The sequence below is a fragment of the Streptococcus sp. Marseille-Q5619 genome, from assembly GCF_946901205.1.
GTDB lineage: Bacteria > Bacillota > Bacilli > Lactobacillales > Streptococcaceae > Streptococcus.
On the sequence record NZ_CAMPPO010000002.1, the window covers coordinates 365065 to 389583 of the forward strand.

Annotated in this window: 16 protein-coding genes and 4 pseudogenes; 1 reads left to right on the forward strand and 19 read right to left on the reverse strand. The window is 40.6% G+C overall.

Annotated elements, in window-relative coordinates:
- Nucleotides 1–107 precede the first annotated feature (107 nt).
- The 13 genes and pseudogenes from OC530_RS02820 to OC530_RS02880 form a co-directional block, all read right to left on the reverse strand.
- A pseudogene (locus OC530_RS02820) lies at nt 108–560 on the reverse strand (hypothetical protein); the annotation flags it as partial.
- Nucleotides 557–1009 (reverse strand): annotated as a pseudogene (locus OC530_RS02825) (hypothetical protein); the annotation flags it as partial. The pseudogenes OC530_RS02825 and OC530_RS02820, both read right to left, overlap by 4 nt.
- Complete coding sequence (locus OC530_RS02830) at nt 1010–2008, reverse strand: Rpn family recombination-promoting nuclease/putative transposase (RefSeq protein ID WP_112445053.1); 999 nt, start codon at nt 2006–2008, stop codon at nt 1010–1012.
- A gap of 658 nt (nt 2009–2666) precedes the next feature.
- Nucleotides 2667–3551 carry a helix-turn-helix domain-containing protein gene (locus OC530_RS02835; protein ID WP_112445051.1) on the reverse strand — a complete coding sequence of 295 codons (885 nt, stop codon included), beginning with the start codon at nt 3549–3551 and terminating at the stop codon, nt 2667–2669.
- A gap of 3 nt (nt 3552–3554) precedes the next feature.
- Complete coding sequence (locus tag OC530_RS02840; RefSeq protein WP_050111512.1) at nt 3555–3941, reverse strand: Mini-ribonuclease 3; 387 nt, start codon at nt 3939–3941, stop codon at nt 3555–3557.
- Nucleotides 3934–5277: a cysteine--tRNA ligase gene (gene cysS / locus OC530_RS02845; RefSeq protein ID WP_262079312.1), complete on the reverse strand. Its 1344-nt coding sequence runs from the start codon at nt 5275–5277 to the stop codon at nt 3934–3936. The genes OC530_RS02840 and cysS overlap by 8 nt, the downstream gene beginning before the upstream one ends.
- Nucleotides 5278–5359: 82 nt before the next feature.
- Nucleotides 5360–6244, reverse strand: a complete 885-nt coding sequence (locus tag OC530_RS02850; protein WP_262079314.1) for a GNAT family N-acetyltransferase — start codon at nt 6242–6244, stop codon at nt 5360–5362.
- A gap of 11 nt (nt 6245–6255) precedes the next feature.
- Complete coding sequence (cysE, locus tag OC530_RS02855) at nt 6256–6873, reverse strand: serine O-acetyltransferase (RefSeq protein ID WP_172931214.1); 618 nt, start codon at nt 6871–6873, stop codon at nt 6256–6258.
- Nucleotides 6874–6888: 15 nt separating this feature from the next.
- Nucleotides 6889–9102, reverse strand: a complete 2214-nt coding sequence (pnp, locus tag OC530_RS02860) for a polyribonucleotide nucleotidyltransferase (protein WP_262079319.1) — start codon at nt 9100–9102, stop codon at nt 6889–6891.
- A 950-nt stretch (nt 9103–10052) separates the two neighbouring features.
- Entirely contained in the window at nt 10053–10919 is an 867-nt protein-coding gene (gene metF / locus OC530_RS02865; protein ID WP_262079321.1) for a methylenetetrahydrofolate reductase [NAD(P)H], read from the reverse strand.
- A 103-nt stretch (nt 10920–11022) separates the two neighbouring features.
- Nucleotides 11023–13272 (reverse strand): 5-methyltetrahydropteroyltriglutamate--homocysteine S-methyltransferase, encoded by a 2250-nt coding sequence (gene metE, locus OC530_RS02870; protein ID WP_262079323.1) that lies wholly within the window; start codon nt 13270–13272, stop codon nt 11023–11025.
- Nucleotides 13273–13639: 367 nt separating this feature from the next.
- Complete coding sequence (locus OC530_RS02875; RefSeq protein ID WP_112445038.1) at nt 13640–13933, reverse strand: helix-turn-helix transcriptional regulator; 294 nt, start codon at nt 13931–13933, stop codon at nt 13640–13642.
- A gap of 48 nt (nt 13934–13981) precedes the next feature.
- Nucleotides 13982–14467, reverse strand: a pseudogene (locus tag OC530_RS02880) (transposase); the annotation flags it as partial.
- A 154-nt stretch (nt 14468–14621) separates the two neighbouring features.
- Here OC530_RS02880 and OC530_RS02885 point away from each other — a divergent pair.
- Nucleotides 14622–15623: pseudogene (locus tag OC530_RS02885) on the forward strand (endonuclease/exonuclease/phosphatase family protein).
- Between the two features lie 221 nt (nt 15624–15844).
- Here OC530_RS02885 and pheT read toward each other — a convergent pair.
- The 6 genes from pheT to licT all read right to left on the reverse strand — a co-directional run bounded on the left by pheT (nt 15845) and on the right by licT (nt 24463).
- Nucleotides 15845–18250, reverse strand: a complete 2406-nt coding sequence (gene pheT, locus OC530_RS02890) for a phenylalanine--tRNA ligase subunit beta (protein ID WP_262079326.1) — start codon at nt 18248–18250, stop codon at nt 15845–15847.
- 76 nt (nt 18251–18326) lie between these two features.
- Nucleotides 18327–18836: an N-acetyltransferase gene (locus OC530_RS02895; RefSeq protein ID WP_262079328.1), complete on the reverse strand. Its 510-nt coding sequence runs from the start codon at nt 18834–18836 to the stop codon at nt 18327–18329.
- A complete protein-coding gene (pheS, locus tag OC530_RS02900; RefSeq protein WP_112445101.1) occupies nt 18836–19882 on the reverse strand; it encodes a phenylalanine--tRNA ligase subunit alpha in 1047 nt (348 codons plus the stop codon). Before pheS ends, OC530_RS02895 begins: the two co-directional genes overlap by 1 nt.
- 457 nt (nt 19883–20339) lie before the next feature.
- Nucleotides 20340–21755, reverse strand: a complete 1416-nt coding sequence (locus OC530_RS02905; protein WP_262079331.1) for a glycoside hydrolase family 1 protein — start codon at nt 21753–21755, stop codon at nt 20340–20342.
- A 12-nt stretch (nt 21756–21767) separates the two neighbouring features.
- Nucleotides 21768–23606, reverse strand: coding sequence for a beta-glucoside-specific PTS transporter subunit IIABC (locus OC530_RS02910; RefSeq protein WP_262079335.1), 1839 nt, complete (start codon nt 23604–23606; stop codon nt 21768–21770).
- A gap of 17 nt (nt 23607–23623) precedes the next feature.
- Entirely contained in the window at nt 23624–24463 is an 840-nt protein-coding gene (licT, locus tag OC530_RS02915; RefSeq protein WP_000584532.1) for a BglG family transcription antiterminator LicT, read from the reverse strand.
- Nucleotides 24464–24519 lie beyond the last annotated feature (56 nt).

Consider the following 24519-nt stretch of genomic DNA (forward strand, 5'->3'; position numbering starts at 1 on the left):
TCTATATAAAATCAGCAGAACCATTCTGCTGAAAATCGTGAAATATAATGTAAGTTTCCTAGCACTCTGATAAGATTTTAAGAGAAAAGCTAGATACATCCCCTAACTTACAAAAGCGCCTCAAACTCAGCGACGGTCATCCCCAACTGCTTACTGGCAACTTCAGATATTAGAAGACCTTGACGGACCATATCCAGAAAGGCAAAGAGTTTTCCTTCTTCCCTTCCTTCAGCTTTCCCGCGCTCCAGTCCCTGTTCAACTCCCTCAGCTCGTCCACGCTCTAAACCCTCTGCGCGACCACGTTCAAGACCTCTCTCTAAACCCTTTTCTTCAGCTTGTTCCAAGGCATAGTCCTGTGCTAACAAGGCTTGTTCTTCACGCATACGTAGTTGACTAAACATCTTCCTGTCCTCCTCGGACCAGCTCTTGTAGTCCAGCAGTTGGTCTGCCTGGCTGATGGCTCGCTCGGGTTCCTGAGTAAAGGGCTTATTACCAAAAAACTCCAACCACGGCTTGCGAACGCTATCCTTGCTGGTTTCTCTGTATTTTTTAGTTCTTATTTATGATGCTCTTTCAATAGTGCCTCAAACTCAGCCACGGTCATGCCTGATTGCTCACTCGCAACCTCAGGTGTTAGAAGACCTTGACGAACCATATCCAGAAAGGCAAAAAGTTTTCCTTCTTCCCTTCCTTCAACTTTCCCGCGCTCCAATCCCTGTTCAACTCCCTCAGCTCGTCCACGTTCTAAACCCTCTGCACGACCACGTTCCAACCCTTTTTCCTCAGCTTGTTCCAAGGCATAGTCATGCGCTAACAAGGCTTGTTCTTCGCGTCTGCGTTGTTCACTAAACATTCTCCTGTCCTCCTCGGACCAGCTCTTGTAGTCCAGCAGTTGGTCTGCCTGGCTGATGGCTCGCTCGGGGTGCTGGGTAAAGGGTTTATTCCCGAAAAACTCCAACCACGGCTTGCGAATGCTATCTTTGCTGGTTTCTCTGTATTTTTTTAGTTCTTATTTATGATGGTCTTTTAATAATTCTTCAAACTCAGAGACAGTCATTCCCAACTGCTGGCTGGCAACCTCAGGTGTCAGAAGACCTTGACGAACCAGATTTAGTAGCATAGACAAACTTCCTTCAACTTTCCCACGTTCAAGTCCTTGTTCTAAACCTTTTTCGATACCTTGTTCAATCCCCTCAGCTCGACCACGCTCTAAACCCTCTGCCCGACCACGTTCAAGACCACGTTCTAAGCCCTTTTCCTCCGCTTGTTCCAAGGCATAGTCCTGCGCTAACAAGGCTTGTTCTTCACGCATACGTAGTTGGCTAAACATTTTCCTGTCCTCCTCGGACCAGCTTTTGTAGTCCAGCAGTTGATCTGCTTGGCTGATGGCTCGCTCGGGGTGCTGGGTAAAGGGTTTGTTACCGAAAAACTCCAACCACGGTTTGCGAATGCTATCTTTGCTGGTTTCTCTGTATTTTTTTAATTCCAAGAATGCCATCTTAACCAGATGGTTTTCTTGTCCATTATTGGTGATGGTTAAGACCTCACCTGTCGTGTCCTCTCGCATACTGAAACTGTGGAAAGCCAAATCATCTGAGAAATAATTGCTGTCCACAATTGCGATAGCATAAACTGGTGCAATGTGTTTATAACTCTGGTGAGTATTTCCTTCTCGCTGACGAATTTTTTCTAGGTTTTGATTGACCTGACTACACAGGTAAGCCCACAGGCGATTGATAAAAAAATTCTGATGATGAACTTGAATTTCAATGATTACTTGGGTCCCATTATCTAGTTCAGCTAAAACATCTATACTGGTATAAAAATCCTGCGCTGAGTAAGGCAGGGAAGGCAAGACGTGAATATTGCTTCCCTCTAAAATCGTCACATTTTTAGCTGGTAAGTCCAGCATATCGCGAATAAATTGACAAGTGATTTCTGGATTACTAAAGATTTTCTTAGCAACCAAATCGTTGGTTGGGCTGATGCCCGGATGTCTTAGAATCATCCTTTTCCTCCTTCTATTATAGCACATTTTTTAATCTAGGTTTGCTAGATTCACTGCTACTATCTATTTATTCGGAAAAGAAAGGAGAAAGTTAAAAATTTTTAGACTTCACAGGTTGAAATTTACATAAAAAAGCAGCTGATTCTTTTTTTGATTCTACCATATTTCTAGCGATTACTCCTATAAATAGGATACATCCCAGTTTCTAGTAGAAAAGGACTCTGAAAAGCAAACAAAACCCAGTATTAGGAAGAGTTAAATCTTATCTGAAAATGACTAGCTCTCAAGCTATAGTTTTGTGTCTAAATATAAGTATCACTAGGAAAAACTCCATAAGTAAACACACCAAAATTGGATGTTCCTACTATGCGAAAACCTCTTCAAACTACGTCAACTTTGCCTTACCTAGAGCTTCAAAAGGACGTTTTGAGTCATCTGCTGGTAGATTTATTCATTGATTTTCAATCTTCTAATACTAAACAAAAATCAAACAACTATAGTGAAATAACATAAATTTTACATGAATAGATTAGGAAAATCAAAGCAAGTTCTAGGAATATTTTAGCAGTCACAGTGTACTTTCCCAGCATCAATCCACTATAACTCTGCACATAAAAATGGAGAAGATGGCAATCCTCTTCTCCAAATATTAACTTCTTTACAAACCAACTATAGTTGACAAAGAACCTAAAATCAATTGATAACACAAGGTCAGGTCGGTCAACTCTTTCAACTGAAGCCCTGTCAACTCTTCCCATTTATCAATCTTGTATTGGAGAGAATTGCGGTGCAGATAGAGTTTCTGGGCTGTTTTAGTGAGAACAGCACTATTTTCCCAAAGAGAGAGGATGATTTCCTGAATCTGATCTTGATCCAAAATCATCTGGTGTAGACATTCCTTGATTACTCTCAAGTCCACGAGTCTTTCTCCCATACTCCAAAGATAGAGCTGAGAAAAAGTATGAACACCTTGATGACCCTGACGCCACCAAGTCTTAAATAAATCCCGCTCCGCTTTAATCAAGTCTGATAGGGCTTGATGCCCCGTCTGAGACCAAACCTGTCCTAACATGATAGATAGACGCAGTCCAAAGTCATACTCAACCGCTTCAATCGTATCACTTAAAATAGCTCGTACAGAGGTGTATTTGTCTTGTTGAAGCACGAAAACATAATCCTGAGCTCCAACCTGAATCACCGTCTGACAGTTAGGAAAAAGGGTCCGCATCATATCCAGCCAAGAAGCTAGATTTTCCTGTTGAAAATAGGAAAGATGGCAATAAACCAACTGAATCTTTTTAAAAGTTTGTGGTGCCTGTCCCTTCCCCTCAATCAGATAAGAATACCAAGGATTGAGCGAACGAGCCTGCTCCTGCTGGGTCAAAAGAGCAACCAACTGCTTTTCACGCTCACTGAGCCCAGCTTCCTCCAGCAAAATCCACTGTTGAGAAGCTAAAGGAAGAGTGAGATAACCCTCTTTCTCTACTGGTTGGTCTGAAATCTGAGCCTCAGGAAACCAGTCTTGTAGTTCTTTTGCCATCATGTCCTAGCCCTCCACTTTTTGGATGCACCACGAAATCAAGCTCTCAAGACGTTCTAGATTTTCAGTCATATGGAGATAGCCTATCACGGCTTCAAAACCTGTGGACATACGGTAAGTCACTACATCAGCATTTTTAGCCTTTGTGTGACTATTGGTATTGCGACCACGTTTGTAGATTTCTTCTTCTTTTTCCGTCAGGACTTGCTCCTCTAACATGAGGGAAATCAGGCGAGCCTGAGCCTTGGCTGAGACATACTTGGTCGCCTCTTGGTGGAGTTTATTGGGTTTTGTCATACCTTTGAGGATGAGGTGACGACGAATATACATAGAATACACCGCATCTCCTTCAAAGGCTAGCGCAATCCCGTTAATGAGATTGACATCAATCACGTGTCCACCTCACTCCATCCTTGGTGTCAAGGAGCTTAATCCCTTGAGCAGCCAATTGGTCACGGATCTGGTCCGCTGTCGCAAAGTCACGATTGGCACGCGCTTCTTGGCGTTTTTGGATCAAGTCTTCAATCTCTGCATCCAAAACTTCCTCAATAAAGACAATTCCAAAGACCTCTAACATAGCCGCAAGAGCTTCCTTAACACATGCATCATAGTTGCCAGAATTGATCCATTTGGCCATTTCAAAGACTACTGTAATACCGTTGGCAGAGTTGAAATCCTCATCCATAGCAGCTACAAACTTGTCTTTAAAGGCTTGCAAGTCTTGGGCATCCACGTTTCCTGTAAATGGTTGCTCATAAGTATTCTTCAGATACTTGAGATTGGTCTCTGCATCGCGCACCGCCTTTTCCGTAAAGTTGATTGGCTTGCGGTAGTGTTGAGTCGCAAAGAAGAAACGAAGTACTTGCCCATCAAGAGTTTTAAGGGCATCATGCACGGTGATAAAGTTACCCAAGGACTTGGACATCTTGACATTATCGATGTTGACAAAGCCATTATGCATCCAGTAGTTGGCAAAGATCTTGCCTGTTTTGGCTTCAGACTGGGCAATTTCATTGGTGTGGTGTGGAAACTCTAGGTCGGCTCCACCACCGTGAATATCAATGGTATCACCTAAAATCTCTGTCGACATGACCGAACACTCGATATGCCAGCCCGGACGACCAGATCCCCAAGGACTATCCCAAGAAATCTCGCCTGATTTGGCAGCTTTCCATAGGGCAAAGTCTACAGGATTTTCCTTACGAGCTGTTTCTTCATCGGTACGACCTGAAGCACCCAGCTCCAAATCTTCCAAGGTTTTATTAGCCAATTTGGCATAGTTGTGAGATTTTTCCACACGGAAATAGACATCTCCTTGGCTCTCATAAGCAAAACCTTTTTCAATCAAGTCTCCCACAAAGCGGATAATGTCAGCCATAAACTCCACCACACGCGGATGGCGAGTCGCAGGTTTCACGCCCAAGGCCGTCACATCCTCACGAAAGGCAGCAATGTACTTGTCCGCAACCTCCTGAGGCGTGATACCTTCCTCCTTGGCACGGTTGATAATCTTATCATCCACATCCGTAAAATTGGAAATATAGGCAACCTCATAACCACGATACTCAAAATAGCGACGAATGGTATCAAAAGCCACCGTCGAACGGGCATTCCCCACGTGGATATAGTTGTACACGGTTGGCCCACAAACATATATCTTTACTTTGCCGTCCTCAATCGGGACAAATTCTCGCAAATCACGAGACATGGTGTCGTAGATTTTAATCATAAAATAATAGTCAGGAAAGCCAAAATCCGAGAACAGTTAGTTTCATCACTAAGAGTTCAATTGAATTTCAGTCCGAATCTCTCTACACTTCGGAATCCCTTGCTCCTTTCTCATTCAGATAAACCACCTGAGTCTGTTTGACAAAGCCAATTTTTTCATACAAATGTTTGGCACCTACATTGCTATCCTCTACTGCAATTTGGAACTCCTTATCATTTTGCTCAATCAGTTGGTTGACAAGGAATTTTGCTAAGTAGCTTCCATAGCCTTTCCCACGTTCAGGTTCAGATATTGCTAAACCGTAGAAGTAATTCGTATTAGTCGATAAATCTACCGTGCACGTTCCAATAACCTGACCGTCTTTTAATAAAATATATAAGCGACTTTCTGGATCCTTCAGAGCTTCAGCGACATATCTATCCACAATCTCTCTAGACTCATGTTCCTCTGAGAATGCCTGAAATTTTAACTGACTAATTTGATCCTGATACGAACTATCTGCTAACAAAACTTCAAGATTGGAAATATTTGCTAACGGATAAGGTTTTCTATCCTTACCTAACCAAGTTTCTGTCTCTTCATCCTCGACCAATCCCCAGTTGCTGATAAAATCAGGATGGCGGTCTAGAAAAACACGCTCTGTCTGAAAAGTAACTGAATGAATCGGAAAAGAAGCTGTTTCTCTCTCAAAACTAGTAAACAATGCACGCGCAACCCCCTGACGGCGATGAACTGGATGAACCAGTATCGTCACTTCCACATCTTGGTCATCTGCATAGACAGTTAATAAACCAACAAGTTCGCCTTTTTCATAATAAAGGAAAAAGGCGGGCATGTTTGGGGCAAAATTAAGCATGTTAGAGAGATAGGGATCACGATAGGTACCGTCGTAGTTTTGACAACAGTTAATTAGTTTTTTCGCCTCAGATAGCTCCTCTTGGCTTAACTTGTTTCTTACTTGAATCATATAGGTATCCTCTACAACCCAGACGATCTGTGACTAGCTTCTTTAGCCTGCTCGAGTTTATTGACGTAATACTCTCGTTTTTCTTCAACCTCATGAATGACCGGCTCGTCTTTCTTACCATGAAGGCGGACAATCTTGGCAGGAATACCAACAACCGTCACATCACTAGGTACATCTGCCACGACAACTGCTGCTGCACCGACCTTAGCATTTTCACCAATTTCCACTGGTCCGATAACCTGGGCATGAGCTGATATGAGAGCTCCCTTTCGAACGGTCGGATGGCGTTTGCCACAGTCTTTCCCTGTTCCACCAAGAGTTACTCCGTGGTAAAGGAGAACACCCTTTTCAACAATCGCTGTTTCTCCAATCACCAAGCCTGAACCGTGGTCGATAAAGACACCTGAATCAATCTGGGCACCTGGATGAATCTCAATCTGAGTCCAAAAGCGCCAAAACTGACTGTGCATACGAGCCAGGAGTTTGAAGCCATGCTTCCAGAGAAAATGTGAAAGACGGTGGGCCGCCAAGGCCTTGACACCTGGATAAGTCAGCAAAACCTCCAAAGTGGTGCGGGCCGCTGGATCATTTTCTTTTACGATATCAATGGTTTCGCGCCACCATCCCATACATTTCTCCTTTTCTTATTCTGAATCTTTTGGTGTTTCTGTAAATTCTTTCTTAGGTTTGTGGTCCTTGTGATGACGTGGGCGATGAGGACGCTCAGACTTCTCACCTTTTTCGTCACGTTCAGGTTTTGGAGGACGAGGAAGAAGGGCTTTCATAGAAGCATCCACACGTCCTTTTTCATCAATCTTGATAACCTTAACATCAACTTCATCCCCGATTGCTACCAAGTCTTCGACATTATTGGTACGCGTCCAAGCCATCTCAGATATATGAACAAGAGCATCTGTCTTGTCAAAGAGGTTAACAAAGGCACCAAATTTCTCGATACGAACAACCTTAGCACGGTAAACTTCATCCACCTTAGCTTCACGAACCAAACCAGCAATAATCTCTTTAGCACGATTGATAGCACCTTGGTCGCTCGAGTAGATAGATACATTTCCTTCTTCGTCAATATCAATCTTAACGCCTGTTTCAGCGATAATCTTGTCGATGGTTTCTCCACCCTTACCGATGACAATCTTAATCTTGTCCACATCAATCTTGATCGTATCAATTTTCGGAGCAGTTGGAGCCAATTCTGGACGAACTTCTGGAATGGTTGCTTCAATCACATCAAGAATTTCAAAACGGGCTTTCTTGGCTTGGGCAAGAGCCTCAGTCAAGATTTCTGCAGTGATCCCTTGGATCTTGATATCCATTTGAAGGGCTGTAATCCCGTCACGAGTACCTGCAACCTTGAAGTCCATGTCTCCAAAGTGGTCTTCCAAACCTTGGATATCTGTCAAGACTGTGTAGTTATTTCCATCTGAGATAAGTCCCATAGCAATACCAGCTACTGGCGCCTTGATTGGCACCCCACCAGCCATAAGGGCAAGAGTTCCCGCACAGATAGAAGCCTGAGATGAAGAACCGTTTGATTCCAAGACTTCTGCTACCAAACGGATAGCGTATGGGAATTCCTCCAAACTTGGCAAGACTTGAGCAAGGGCACGCTCACCGAGAGCACCGTGACCAATTTCACGACGACCAGGCGCACCATAACGACCTGTTTCCCCTACAGAATATTGAGGGAAGTTATAGTGGTGCATAAAGCGTTTCTTGTACTCTGGATCCAAACCATCAATGATTTGAGTTTCTCCCATCGGAGCCAAGGTCAAGACAGAAAGGGCTTGCGTTTGTCCACGAGTGAAGAGACCTGAACCGTGCACACGAGGAAGGAAGTCAACAACCGCATCCAAAGGACGGATTTCATCGACCTTACGACCATCAGGACGCACCTTGTCTTCTGTGATCAAACGGCGCACTTCAGCGTGTTCCATTTGTTCCAAGATTTCAGCCACATCGCGCATGATACGGTCAAATTCTTCGTGGTCTGCATATTTTTCTTCGTAAACGGCAGTTACTTGGTCCTTAACTGCTTGAGTTGCAGCTTCACGAGCCAATTTTTCTTCTACTTGAACTGCTTTTTGAAGGTCGCTGTTGTAGGCTGCGATGATTTCAGCCTGCAAGTCAGCGTCCACATGAAGCAATTCCACTTCTGCTTTTTCCTTACCGACAGCAGCAACGATTTCTTCTTGGAAGGCAATCAATTCTTTGACCGCTTCGTGCCCTTTAAGGAGCGCTTCCAGCATGATTTCTTCTGATAATTCTTTAGCACCAGACTCTACCATGTTGATAGCGTGTTTAGTCCCAGCTACTGTCAATTCAAGAAGAGATTGCTCTGCCTGTTCTTGACTAGGGTTGATGATGATTTGACCATCTACATAGCCCACCTGTACCCCAGCGATTGGTCCGTCAAATGGAATATCTGAGATAGAAAGCGCCAAGGATGAACCAAACATAGCAGCCATTGGTGCAGATGCATTTTCATCGTAAGAAAGCACAGTGTTAATCACTTGCACTTCGTTACGGAAACCTTCCGCAAACATAGGACGGATTGGACGGTCAATCAAACGCGCTGTCAAAGTCGCATCTGTTGAAGGACGTCCTTCACGTTTCATAAAGCCACCAGGAAACTTCCCAGCCGCATACATTTTTTCTTCGTAGTTGACTTGAAGAGGGAAGAAATCTCCAGTTGCCATTTTCTTAGACATCACGGCAGCAGTCAAGACAGTTGACTCACCGTAACGCACGACAACTGCGCCATTTGCTTGCTTAGCAACCTGACCAGTCTCTACAATTAACTCACGACCCGCAAAAGTCGTTTGAAACACATGTTTTGTCATTTTAATCCCCTTTGGATTGATAAAATTATACGCCTTGCCTACAAAAATCAAGATACTAAGCCGTCAAGCAACTCAAAGGAAAATAGGAAATCGAACGACGGAGCGACTGCTCCTAGGCAGATTTATCTTTTTCCAAAGAGTTGTAGGCGTGTTCAATTCTCAAGATACCAAGGACGTCAAAAGCAAAGTAAAAATAGGAAACTGACGAAGTCTTCGATGAAGACAAGACAGTTTATCTTTTTTACACAGCTTTTCGGCCGGGTTCAATTACTCAAGATACTAAGCCGTTAAGCAACTCAAAGGAAAATAGGAAATCGAACGACGGAGCGAATGCTCCTAGGTAGATTTATCTTTTTCCACAGAGTTGTAGGCGTGTTCAGTTACACAAGATATTTTGGACGGTTCGGCTTGCCGAACATTTCTGTAGAAAAATAGGAAGGTGACGCCGCACTCGATGAGTGCTAGGAAGCTTATCTTTTTTCCTAAGAAATGAGGCCAAAATTCAATTAAGTATCTTTTTGATATTTCCCTGAAATAGTGCGGACGGGAGGTAAAATTATCCAGTGGATGATTTTAGAAATCCAATGGAATTTCAATGGTAATTTTTAATTACTTCGCCTTTTCATTTCTATGCTCAGGCTAAAATAGTTTCCCGAACTATTTTACTCTCAAAAATCCCGTCTTAGATAATAATATTGTTATCATCTAAGATACCACGATAGCGTGAAATATCTTTTAAATACTCACTCTGTTCGTGTTTTTTGAGACACACATTATTAGATTTTGTTTAAAAAATAATCAACTTTAAACAAACTTCTACAACCTAAATACCCTCATCTTTGTATCAAGTACGTACAGAGTCTATTTTATCATATTTTTCTTAAAAAGTGCGGTCTTTACCATGAAAAAGGAACCATTCCCCTCACTTGAGAAGAATGGTTTGCTTTTTATTATCCTAGAGACTGATGATTAAACAAGGCATGAGTTGCTTGGTGGATGTATTTTGCTGTTTCTGCATTGTTCATGGTGTAGAGATGAACACCTGCAACATCCTGAGTTACCAAGTCCACGATTTGGTCCACTGCATAGGCAAGTCCTGCTGCTCTGAGCGACTCAGGGTCATGCTCATACTTGTCTAAAATGGCTTTGAATTTGCGTGGAAGATGGATATTCTCACAAGTCTTCAAGAGGCGGAGAGCCTGACTTCGATTCAGAATTGGCATAATCCCTGCATGAATTGGAACATCAATCCCAGCCAAGATACACTTGTCTTGGAAATCATAGAAGCGCTCATTGTCAAAGAAAAGCTGAGTTACAAGGCTCGAACAACCTGCATCCACTTTCTTCTTAAGATTTTGAATATCTGAAATCTGATTTGGTGAATCTGGATGTCCTTCTGGATAGCAAGCGCCAACAATATCAAAGTGAGGGGCTTGCTCCTTGATGAACTCAATCAAGTCAGTTGCGTAGCGGAAATCCTTTTGTGGTTCCACATCTGGAATAATATCCCCACGAAGAGCCAAGATTTTCTGCACTCCAACCTTGTCCAAGTCTGCAATAGTTTCAGCAACCTTGTCCTTAGTCAAATAGATAGCTGGCAAGTGGGCAATAGTCGGAATCGCCAAGTCATTTTGGATAAAGTCAGCCAAACAAACCGTCGTTTCCTTGATATTAAATTTATTATTGCTGGCAGTTACACTGATAAAGTGAGGAGCCAACTCCTGCATATCTTGAAGAGCAGAAATAATGTTATCATTACCCACGGCTGGGTTGGGAGGGAACACTTCAAATGAGAGTGACGGTGTTTGGCGTGACATAGTCATTATCCTTTTCTAGTTGATTTTTTTCGTTAGCTGGATTCCTAGAATCCAAGTGAAACAGGCAGATTGACCAAACAGCGCTTCTTGAGAAATCCTTATCTTACAATTTCTCACGCGCAGCTTTCGCTGCTTCAACAAGGCGGATCAAGCTTTCTTTTGTTTCTGGAATACCACGTGTTTTCAAACCACAGTCTGGGTTGATCCAAACTTTCTTGCTTGGCACTTTAGCAAGGATGGCTTCGATTGTATTGTCGATTTCGCCTTCATTTGGCACACGAGGAGAGTGGATATCATAAACCCCAGGTCCTACTTCTGTTTGGAAGTTTTTCGCTTTGAGTTCGTCCAAGATTTCAAGGTTTGAACGGCTAGCCTCAAAGGAAATAACGTCTGCATCCATGTTATCGATAGCTGGGATGATATCTGTAAATTCTGAGTAACACATGTGAGTGTGGATTTGTGTGTCTGGCGCTACTGTTGAGTGTACCAAGCGGAAGGCAGGAATAGCCCAGTCAAGATAGTCTTCGTACCAGTCGCTACGGCGAAGTGGCAATTTTTCACGAAGAGCAGCCTCGTCGATTTGGATGATTTTCACACCAGCAGCTTCAAGGTCAAGCACTTCATCCTTGATAGCAAGGGCGATTTGAAGAGTAGAATCCTTGATAGAGATGTCTTCACGTGGGAATGACCAGTTGAGGATGGTAACAGGTCCAGTCAACATACCCTTAACAGGTTTGTTTGTACGGCTTTGTGCATAGCTAGACCATTTAACAGTGATAGGGTTGAGACGAGTGACATCACCCCAGATGATTGGTGGTTTAACCCCACGCATACCGTATGATTGTACCCAACCATTTTTAGAGAAGAGGTAACCTGACAAGTTTTGACCGAAGTACTCAACCATGTCATTACGCTCAAATTCACCATGAACAAGGACATCAAAGTCAATATCTTCTTGCCACTTGATCCATTCGTCAATCGTTTCAGCAAGGAAAGCGTCGTACTCTTCTTGAGACAATTCACCTTTACGGTAAGCCAAACGTTTGGCACGAACTTCCTTGGTTTGAGGGAATGAACCGATAGTTGTTGTTGGAAGAGCTGGAAGCTTAAGAGTTTCTTCTTGGATGGCTTCACGTTCTGCAAAGGCTGGCAAACGAGTGTAGTCTGCGTCTGTCAAATCAGCGATACGCGCACGGAGTTCAGCATTTTCACCCACACGTTCAGTCGCAAAGAGTTCTTTGTTAGCTGCAAGTGCTTCTTCACCTTGACCATTGCGGATAGCATCCAAATCACGGATCTCATCTAATTTTTCAACCGCAAAGGCAAAGTGGTTCAAGATTGCTGATTCAAATTCTTCATTAGCAGTTGTAAATGGCACATGAAGAAGTGAGCATGAACTTGTCAAGACAATGTTTTCAGCTGGAATTTGTTCAAGAACAGCCAAACTCTTTTCGTAGTTGTTACGCCAGATGTTTTTACCATTGACAATACCTGCATAAAGAGTCTTATCAGCTGGGAAACCACCTTTAACGAGTTCAAGAGTTTTCTTACCTTCAACGAAGTCAAGACCGATAGCATCTACTGGCAAGTTTACAAGGTCAGCGTAGACGTCACGAACGTCACCGAAGTAAGTTTGAAGCAAGACTTCAAGACCTTTTTTGTCAGCCAAGAGTTTGTTGTAGAGGTTCAAGAAGAGAGCTTTTTCTTCAGCTGTCAAATCTTTGACAAGAGCAGCTTCATCCAATTGGATACGAGTCGCACCAAGTTCTGCCAATTTAGCAAAAACTTCTTGGTAAGCAGCCACTAAGCTATCTACGAAGTCTTCTGCTTTCACACCTTCTTCAAAGTCTGACAATTGAAGGAAAGTGAATGGACCTACAAGGACAGGACGAGTGTTCAATCCAAGTTCTTTTGCTTCTTGGAATTCATCGAAAATCTTGTGACCTGCCAATTTTACTTGAGTGTCTTTTTCAAATTTAGGAACGATGTAGTGGTAGTTGGTGTTGAACCATTTCTTCATTGGAAGGGCGCGAACATCTCCTTTTTCTCCTTGGTAACCACGTCCCAAAGCGAAGTAGCGCTCAAGGTCAGACAAGTCCAAGTTTTGAACTGAAGCAGGTACCACGTTGAAAAGGAAAGCTGCATCTAGGAAGTTGTCATAGTGAGAAAAGTCATTTGATGGAATTTCAGTGATTCCTTTTTCTTTGACGATGTTCCAGTGTTTAGCACGCAAGTCTTTTGCGGCTGCCAAGAGTTCTTCTTCTGAGATTTCTTTTCTAAAGTATTTTTCAGTTGTAAATTTTAATTCGCGGAATTCGCCCAAACGAGGGAAACCGATGATTGTAGTTGACATGATGTGTCCTCCAAAATTTGTTGTTGAAACTATCTTAACAGAAAAGAAAGCGTCTGTATAATTGTAAAAAATTAGGCTTTGATATAGTTTGAAACTATATCTCCGTTTTAGACAAAAGAAAAAGACTTGAGACAAATGCCTCAAATCCTTTGTGTAGCTTGTTTTATAGCTGTATTTTAGTTAGACTGGTAAAACGTGTTATTAGTAATTCTTATAAGCGACTATGACTTGTTATTAGAAAAGACTATAATACTCTTCGAAAATCAAATTCAAACCGCGTCAACGTCGCCTTGCCGTACTCAAGTACAGCCTGCGGCTAGTTTCCTAGTTTGCTCTTTGATTTTCATTGAGTATGAGTCTACTCTAATCAACTCTTTTCCTGTTCGAGGGGGACGACTGCTAGTGTCTTTCCTAAACTGGCTAAAACTTTCAAGACTGTATCCAACTGAGGACTTGTCTTGCCTGTTTCCATCCTAGCTATGACAGGCTGGCTTACTCCACTGAATTCTTCCAGCTTTTTCTGGCTGATTCCTTGGTCATGCCTAGCCTCAATCAGCTCACTCATGATAGCCACTCGCATATCACTTTCAAGAATTTCCTCCTTTGTAAAGAGTTGAGATCGGACATCCTTCCAGTTACTCCCAATAGCACTATTCTCCATCACTTAGCCCTCTTTCTTTTACGTCTATGTATAATGAGCGAATTATGATTCGATAGATTGACCAGCGGGTTTAAAGTTGGAACTAGCTTGTTTCTTAAGCGCTTTTCCTTTTCTAGGATAGAGCAGATCCTGTTTTGATAATCCTAATTTTCCATGATGAATCCAATAGTAAATGGTTGAAATTCCCACGTTAACGCCCTTAGCCATCACCATCATTTCAGGCGAAAATTTTTGGTTATGATAGTGGAGAATCTTTTCCTTTAGTTCCTTGGTCAAGCTTGATTTCTTGACCGAGCGCTTGCGATTATTTTCATAAAATTGTTGAGCGTAGTCGGCAGAGTAAAGCTCTTTACCCCCCTTTCCCAAGACATTTTCGGACTGTCCCACGCTTGATTTCAGTATGGATGTTTGAGGAGCTTTTCCAAATAGAGAGGCAATTTCTCTATTTGATTTTCCTTCTTTTTTCCATCGTTCGATTAAGCAACGACTATCGATTGTCAAATGTTTGCCTTTTGTAGTATAATTGTCTTGCATTTCTGTGCCTTTTAATCATTTCAATCTTAAATTGGACTTTTTTACTTGGGTTGTACTTAATCTATGAGGAAGACAAGAAAAAGAATATCAATCAAGTAAAGTCACAAAGTCACATTAGCTCCGAGCAACCATTGCAAATTGAGGTACTCATACAATGATTAAAACATTTCTTTCTGCCCTTTCTGTCATTCTCTTCGCTATCCCTATCATAGCTTATTCTTTTTTCCCATCTTCTAATCTTAATATTTGGCTATCTACCAGACCTATCTTGGCACAGATTTATGCCTTCCCCTTAGCTACTGCAACTATGGCTTCCTATTTTAAGTTTCGTATTTTTTTCCCTATCTTTTTACAAGAAAAATAAACAAATACGGTTTTACTCTGGCATTTTGCTCTTATTATCGCTCATATTACTATTATTCGGAACAGATAAAACCCTTTCTTCCACATCAAATAAGACTAAAACCTTAAAATTAGTAACTTGGAACATCGCTAATCAATAGAAGCACAACATATTGAGCGAATTTTTAGCCATTTTGATGCCGATATTGCTATATTCCCTGAACTAGCTACCAATATCAGAGGTGAGCAAGAAAACCAGAGAATCAAACTATTGTTTCATCAAGTTGGACTTTCTATGGCCAACTATGATATTTTTACTTCTCCACCTACTGACAGTGGAATAGCTCCTGTGACTGTGATTGTCAAGAAAAGTTATGGTTTCTATACAGAAGCTAAAACTTTCCATACAACACGGTTTGGGACAATTCTATTACATTCGAGAAAACAAAATATACCAGATATCATTGCTTTGCATACTGCTCCTCCTCTGCCAGGTTTAATGGAAATCTGGAAGCAAGACTTAAATATCATTCATAATCAACTGGCTTCAAAATATCCAAAGGCTATTATTGCAGGTGATTTTAATGCAACTATGCGTCATGGAGCACTTGCAAAAATAAGCTCTCATAGGGACGCATTAAATGCACTTCCACCTTTTGAAAGAGGAACTTGGAATAGCCAAAGTCCAAAACTTTTTAATGCAACAATAGATCATATTTTATTGCCTAAAAACCACTACTATGTTAAAAATTTAGACATTGTAAGTTTTCAAAACTCTGATCATAGATGTATTTTTACAGAAATCACATTTTAATTATTTTATACTCTTCGACAATCTCTTCAAACCATGTCAGCGTCGACTTACCTTAGACATATGGTTACTGACTTCGTCAGTCTTATCTACAACCTCAAAACAGTGTTTTGAGCAACCTACGGCTAGCTTCCTAGTTTGCTTTTTGATTTTCATTGAGTATTATATAAAATCACCCCTCTAGTGTTCATAAACTAGAGGGGGAATTTGTATCATACTATCGTTTAACGCACTTCTGCATTGACTTTTTCTTCGAGAGACGCTTGGATTTTTTCCATGTAGCGTGCGACTTCTTCGTCCGTTAAGCTATCTTCTGGATTTTGGAAAGTCAAGCTATAAGCCATTGACTTCATACCAAGTCCCAATTTTTCGCCTGAGAAGACGTCAAAGAGTTTGATATCTGTCAAACGTTTTACGCCGGCAGCTTGGATTGCATCCACAACTTCTTGGTGAGTCACTTCTGCCTTGAGGAGAAGGGCAACGTCACGGCTGACTGCTGGGAATTTCGTGATTTCTACAAATGGAGCAGCAGGTTGAAGGGCAGCTTCGATGGCTGAAAGGTTGAGCTCAGCTACATACGTTTCTGGAATATCGTAAGCCTTAGCGGTGACTGGATGCACTTGGCCAAGGAAACCAAGAACTTGGTCACCGAGTGAAATGACTGCTGTACGACCTGGATGAAGGCTAGCGATTTCAGATGTTGCTGTATAGGTCACTTCTAGTCCCAAACGAGCAAATAGCGCTTCTAGGATTCCCTTAGCATAGAAGAAATCAACTGGAACTGCTGCTGTTTGGAAATCTTTTTCAGCAACCAAGCCTGTCAAGGCAAAGGCAAAGCTGTTGATTTCATTTGGAAGTTCTTCTTTTGGATTACCTGTTTGTTCAAAGACTTTTCCAATCTCGTAAAGGGCCAAGTTTTTGTTCTTACGAGCTACGTTATAAGCCACCGTATCAAGGATACCAGAAATCATATTTTGACGGAGGACAGAACGGTCCACTGTCATTGGCCACATAAGTTCTGTAAGGTTACTTGGTTGAGCCGTAAACTCAACTGCTTTTTCAGGAGTTGTTAGAGCATAGGTGATAATTTCTGTCAAACCTTCCCCTTCAGCAATGGTACGAACTTGACGTCGAAGTTTTTGTGTCGCTGTCAATTCACCAGCTGTCCCATCGTCTTTTGGAAGACTGGTTGGCAAGCGGTCATAACCATAGATACGAGCGATTTCTTCAAAGAGGTCTGCCTCGATAGTGATATCCCAACGACGACGTGGGACTCTGACTGTAAAGCTATCTGCATTTCCAGAAAGGCCAAATCCAAGACGACGGAAGACATCTTCTACATCCGCGTAAGAAAGTTCTGTACCAAGGACACGGTTAACATCAGCAAGCGTTGAAGAAACTTCCACATCAGAGGTATCAAGTTCACCTGCTGAAACGATGCCTTTACGCACCGTCGCACCTGCAAGTTCTGCAATCATACTAGCCGCTGCATCAAGGGCTTCATTGACTGTTGCCACATTGATGCCTTTTTCAAAGCGAGAAGATGACTCAGAACGAAGGTTGAGGCGACCACTGGTCTTGCGGATTGATTTTCCGTTGAAGACTGCAGCTTCAAGGACAACACGACTAGATTTTTCAGAGATTTCTGTAGCCTCTCCACCCATAACACCTGCAAGGGCTACTGGCTTGTCTGCGACAGTGATGACTAAGTCATTTGTTTCCAAGTCACGTTCTTCACCATCTAAAGTCACTAATTTTTCACCAGCACGCGCTTCACGCACACGGATGTCACTCCCCTCAAAGGTATCCAAGTCAAAGGCGTGCATTGGTTGACCAAAGTAGAGTAGGATGTAGTTGGTCACGTCCACTACGTTATTGATTGGACGGATTCCTTCATTCATGAGAAGGTTTTGCAACCATTGTGGACTTGGTGCGATAGTCACATTGTCCAAGATACGGGCCGCATAGTATGGCGCCTTATCTGTTTCAATCTCTACAGAAAGAGCATCTGCTGTAGCTTGGTCAGTTTCTGAAAGAGTAAATTCTTTAAAGTTGACTGCCTTGTCATAGATAGCTGCCACTTCGTGAGCCACCCCACGCATAGAAAGAGCATCTGCACGGTTGGGTGTGATAGACAGTTCGATGATTTCATCATCCAAGTCTAGGTAGGAGAAGACTTCATCTCCAGGAACAGCATCTTGAGGCAAGATTTGGATGCCATCTGCAAATTCTTTCGGTACAACAGAGTCAGAAATTCCTAATTCACCAAGTGAACAGATCATCCCAAGTGACTCAAGACCGCGGATTTTCCCTTTTTTGATCTTGTAATTGTCAGCAATGCGAGCTCCCGGAAGTGCCACCATGACCTTGATGCCTGCACGCACATTCGGTGCACCACAGACGATTTGACGGGCTTCTTCTTCACCCACATTAACCTGACAGACATGCAAGTGAGTTTCTGGCACATCTTCGCAAGACAAGACCTCACCGACGACAATTTTTGAGAGACCAGCAGCAGGTGATTCGACACCTTCTACCTCGATCCCTGTAGTTGACATTTTTTCAGCCAACTCTTGTGATGGCACATCAATGTCCACCAATTCTTTTAACCATTTATAAGATACAAGCATAATTTAGTTCTCCAGAATGACAGTTGCCACTCTGGTTCTTTTCCTTTCCTATCATTTCAATAGAAGAATCATCTTCTTACCTTAATTTCTTTCTCAGTAACCAATCCGTATCTACTTTTTGACCAACCATAAAATGATGTTGGCTAAATTTTTCAAAACCATATCGATTATAAAACGCTTGAGCTTTTGTATTATGCTCCCAAACACCTAACCAAGCCCAAGAAAAACTATTTTTTGTAGCAAGTTCAAGAGCGAATTCAAACAGTTGCTTACCTAGTCCAAATCCTTGAAATTTTTGTAGAACATAGAGGCGTTGAATTTCAAAAGCATCCTCTAATTCTCTCTCAGTTTGAGCACTTCCCCAGTTGACTTTAAGAAAACCAGCTATCTCCTCTTCATGCATAATGAAATAGGTTTCGGATTCTGGATTTTCCAACTCAATTGACAAAACTCTCAGACTATAAGCCTCTTCAAAGTATTCCTGTAACTGCTCTTCCGTATTATCATGAGCAAATGTTTCACGAAAGGTTTGTTTAGCAATTTTAGCCAACACCTCAACATCTGCCATTTCTACTTTTCTAATCATTATTTAAACTGCTCTGAGAAGCGGACATCTCCTTGGTAGAATCCACGGATATCATTGATTCCGTAACGGAGCATAGCTACACGTTCTTGACCAAGACCAAAGGCAAATCCAGAGTAAACAGTCGCATCGATACCACTCATTTCAAGGACACGTGGGTGAACCATACCAGCTCCCATAATTTCGATCCAACCAGTTTTCTTACATACGTTACAGCCTTCTCCACCACACTTGAAGCAAGAAACATCCACCTCAACAGATGGCTCTGTGAATGGGAAATAAGATGGACGCAAACGAATTTGACGCTCTTCACCGAACATTTTTTGCACAATCAATTGAAGGGTTCCTTGAAGGTCTGCCATAGAAATGTTCTTCCCAACAACCAAGCCTTCAATTTGGTGGAATTGGTGACTGTGGGTCGCATCGTCCGTATCACGACGGAACACACGCCCTGGTGAGATCATTTTCAAAGGACCTTTAGAGAAATCATGGCCATCCATGGCACGCGCCTGAACAGGAGACGTATGGGTACGGAGTAAGATCTCTTCTGTGATATAGAAAGTGTCCTGCATATCGCGAGCTGGGTGGTCTTTGGGAAGGTTCATACGTTCAAAGTTATAGTAGTCTTGCTCTACTTCAAAACCATCCACGACTTGGTAACCCATCCCAATGAAAATATCTTCGATTTCTTCACTAGTTTGTGTCAAAACATGACGGTGACCAGTAGCAACTGGACGACCTGGAAGCGTCACATCGATACTCTCGCTAGCTAACTGTGCAGCGACTTTCTTTTCTTCCAAGAGCTTAGCTGTTTCTTCAAAGGCTGCTGTCAAGACATCACGAGCCTCATTGACGTGTTTCCCAATGATTGGACGCATCTCAGCAGAAACATCTTTCATCCCTTTGAGGATTTCAGTGAGCGAACCCTTTTTACCAAGGACAGAGACACGCAAATCTTGCATCTCTTTTTCATTTTCAGCAGTAATCTGCTTCAAGCTAGCCAGCGTTTCTTCACGAAGCGCTTTTAATTGTTCTTCAATAGTTGACATAATTCCTCCATCAGTCGCTCGTAGATAAAAAGAAAACCACATGCCAAAAACTCCACTCGGAGCGTTGACACGCGGTACCATCCGTTTTCATCTGACAAGTCAGACCTTCATTTCTAAATCCATGCGCAAGTGAATTCACCCAGCTTTCATATAGAGAGCTTACAGTCACGGCTCTCCTCCCTGATATACTTCCCTTGAGTTACTAGTCTTGCAGATTTCTATTCAATTACTACTTAGTTTATCAGATTTTTACCATTCTTGCAAGACCTATCTCACTTCTGCTTGTTAGCTTATTCTTATCTAAATCAACTATTTATAATTTCTGTAACAAAATTAAATTAATTAATCCCCCTATAAAATAAAGAGGTTTAGAATTTGATGTCTTCCAAACCTCTTTATTTCATATTTAATGAGATGTTGCCTTAACCGTGATAATATCTAATCATCAATAAACAAACTATTTGAATAAGGATTCTCCATTTGATTCAATCACTTCTTTATACCAAGTAAAGGACATTTTCTTATATCGATTGAATGTACCACTTCCATCATCGTTTCGATCAACATAAATGAGACCGTACCTTTTAGAAAGTTGTGCAGTGGACATAGAAACACAGTCAATACATCCCCAAGACGTATAGCCCATAATTTCAACACCATCCTGTAGAGCTTCAGCAACTTGCAATAAATGTTCTTTCATATACTGAATTCTATAATCATCTTGGACGGTTAAGTTATTAAGTTCATCTTTTATTAGTTGATCTTTAGCACCTAATCCGTTTTCCACTATAAATAATGGGATTTGATAACGGTCATAATATCTATTTAAAATTATACGTAGTCCAATTGGATCAATTTGCCATCCCCACTCAGAAGACTCTAAATAAGGATTTACTAAACCACCAATAATATTCCCTTGTCCTGAATTATACTGTGTTGGAAGAGCAGATTGAGTCACACTCATGTAATAGCTAAACGATAAAAAATCTACAGTATAATTTTTTAATAACTCTGCATCTTCAGCTGCAAACTCTATGTTAATGTCATGTTCCTTAAAATATCTTTTTGCATAATTCGGATAATAACCTCTAACATGCACATCTGAAAATAGATAATTTAGATTCTCATACTCATGAGTCGCCCATACATCTTTGGGATTTGGAGTCATTGGATAAGCTGGCATAGCTAATACCATACACCCCACCTTAAACTCTGAATGAATCACACGAGCAATTTTTGTAACCAAACTCGAGGCGACTAATTCATGATGTATAGCTTGATATAATTCTTGTTTCGAAAGATTCTCCTTAGGTATATCTATTCCTCCACTAGTAAACGGTAATTCCAAAACAGAGTTTACTTCGTTAAATGTAAGCCAATATTTAACTTTATCTTTATACCTTTCTAAAACTGTTCGAGCAAATTTTTCATAAAAATGAATCATTCTCCTATCAACCCATCCATGATATTTTCTTGCTAAATATAATGGAGTCTCATAGTGTGAAAGAGTTACAAGTGGTTCTATCCCGTGAGCATGTAGCTCATCAAACAATTCATCATAATATTTCAAACCAGCTTCGTTAGGTTCTTCCTCATCTCCTTTTGGAAAAATTCTACTCCATGCAATAGAAGTACGAAAAACATTAAAGCCCATTTCAGAAAACAAGGATATATCTTCCTTATATTTATGATAAAAATCAATACCTAACAATTTTAAGTTATCTTCTGTAGGATTTTCTGTTGCTTCTCCTAATCCACCTTTGGGTAACACATCCTGAACTGATAATCCCTTACCATCTTCATTATATGCTCCCTCTACTTGATTAGCTGCAACAGCTCCACCCCAAAGAAAATCATCTGGAAAAATGGTCATAACTTTCCTCCATTATAATATTACCAGTAATTCCTTAGAATGCTCGATTGTCTGATTATTAGGTAATACTAATACATCTAGAAAATCGTTGGTATTCGTTACAATTACTGGTGTAACTGTTTCGTAGCCTTTACTCTTGATTAAATTTAAGTCCATTTCAAAAATCAACTGATTTTTGAAAACTCTGTCTCCTTCTTCTACATGACTAATAAAACCTTGACCTTTTAGCTCAACAGTATCTAATCCAATATGAATTAGTAACTCAATACCCTCATCACTCTTCAATCCAATTGCGTGCTTAGTCGGAAAAATATTTGTAATTTTCCCATCGAATGGTGCATAAACCTTACCCTCATTTGGGATAATCGCTACTCCGTCTCCAATAAGTTTATCTGAAAATGTTTTATCCTGGACATCACTTAACGGAATGATTTCTCCTGATATAGGAGAAAATACCATTTTTTTATTTGAAACTCTAGCCTCAACTTCTAAATGGCTAGAACTCTCTTCTTCATCGATTCCAAATATATAAGCCAAGACAAAGGTAATAACAACCGAAATGACCGCCACAATTAAAGCATTTACAATATTTGATGGTACATCAGAATAAATAAATTGAGGCAACGCTATCAAAGATGGGACAGCAAATAGATAGGCTTTAACACTAGTAAGACCTGCAAATAATCCCGCTAATCCACCACCAATCATAGCTGCATAAAGCGGTTTTTTATATTTTAAAGTCACACCATATAATGCAGGTTCGGTAATTCCTGCAAGTAAAGCTGAGAAACCTGCTGCAAAAGCAATTTGTTTTGTATTATTATTTTTACTCTTTAATGCAACAGCCATCGAAGCAGCCCCTTGAGCTAAGTTTGACCCTAACATTGCTGGAAGAATTAATACGTCTGGAGTAGCAATAGATGCCGCCAAAAAAATAGGTGCAAAAGCCCAATGCATTCCAGTCATAACAATAAATGGCATAATAGCACCAAGAATAGCTAATGTAAGCCATCCAGCTACACCATACATTTGCCCAACTAGATTTGATAATCCTTCACCAACAATTACTCCAATAGGTCCGACTACAACTAAGGCAATACAGCTTGATACTAATAATACTAGCGTAGGTTGCAAAAAACTCTTAGTAACAGCTGGTGTTAATTTAGCAATCATTTTTTCAATATATTTCATCAACCAAACCATAATAAGAATTGGAATGACTGATGAACCATAACTAGCTGGTGTCACAGGTGCACCAAATAAACTAAGAGGATTCCCTGATTGCACCATTTGAACAAAATTTGGATGGAGAAGTACACCTGCTACAGACATAGCTAATGTAGATGTTACTTTTAATTTTTGTGATGCAGAATAAGCTAATAACAGCGGTAAGAAATAATATGGAGCATCCCCAAAAAATGTCAAAAAAGCAATAGTCTGAGAATCTGATTGCAATATACCAAGCATTGGTAAAATGATTACCAAGACTTTCAACATACCTCCCCCTAACATTGCTGGAATGATTGGAGTCATGGAACCAGCGATATACTCAATGATTCTTTCTAAAATATTCCCTTTGTGCCCTTGATCAACTGAATCTGTTTCAAAATTGCCAAGTTTAATGAATTCTTTATAATAATTGGCTACATCATTACCAAGTATAATTTGATATTGCCCATTCTTTTTCATAATACCTATTACACCTGGTATCTTCTTCACATCATCATCATTGACTAAATTTTCATCTTTTAATTCTAATCTTAAACGTGTTACACAATGGGTAACTCTATTGACATTTTTTTCGCCTCCAATTACATCGAGGATTTTTTGTACCGTATCTTTATAACTCATGGTATTCTCCTATTCTATTAATCTAAATTTTTTGTTAAGCGACGAATATGAGCCATCAAATAAACTAATTCACTAGAAGTCAGCAAATAATTGTACTCAGTTTGTATAAACATTGCCACCTGTTCACCACATTCATATTCTCTAGGATATTTATTTTTCATTAATGCTAACAAGTCTTCATCATCATCGTCACAATAAGTTGTATTTTCAACCAAGCGATGGGCAAATAATTTTATATGAGTTATGAATCTATAATAATCAATAGAATCTTGGTTAAACTCAGTACAATAGAAATCTTGAATGATTTTCTCAATTCCCATAATTATTTCAGTGATTTTATACGACTCTTGAAAATTATTTTCTAAATTAGCATTAACAAAATGTAGCGCTATGAATGCAGCTTCGTCAATTGGAAGTTCAATACCTAACTCTTTTTTTATTATTTGTAAAGCCCTTTTCCCAAGCTCAAATTCTTCTTTATAATATTTCGAGATTTCCCAACGTAAGGGATTCGAAATAATAACTCCTTCTTTATAACGTTCTATACTCGAAGAAATATGATCCGTTAAATTAATATAGATAATTTCATCAAAATTATTACCCAATGTTATTTTACCTAGATTAATTATTTTTTCGGTGATGTACACCAACTCCAAAGGAACGTTAATAAACATCTCTGTAAAACGGGTCATATTATCTCTATTTTTGAGAAAAAAACTTTTCTCAATATCAATTGGATTTACTTTATCTCCAATTTTTCTTCCAAAAGCTATTCCCCTTCCAAAAAGAAGAATATCGATATCTTTTTTACTTTGCGCAATTACAGCATTGTGGTTTAGTATTCGTTTTATGATCATAAAATTTCCCTTTTAAAATAAAAGGAACCTACTTAAAAACATCAAGAAACTTCTTC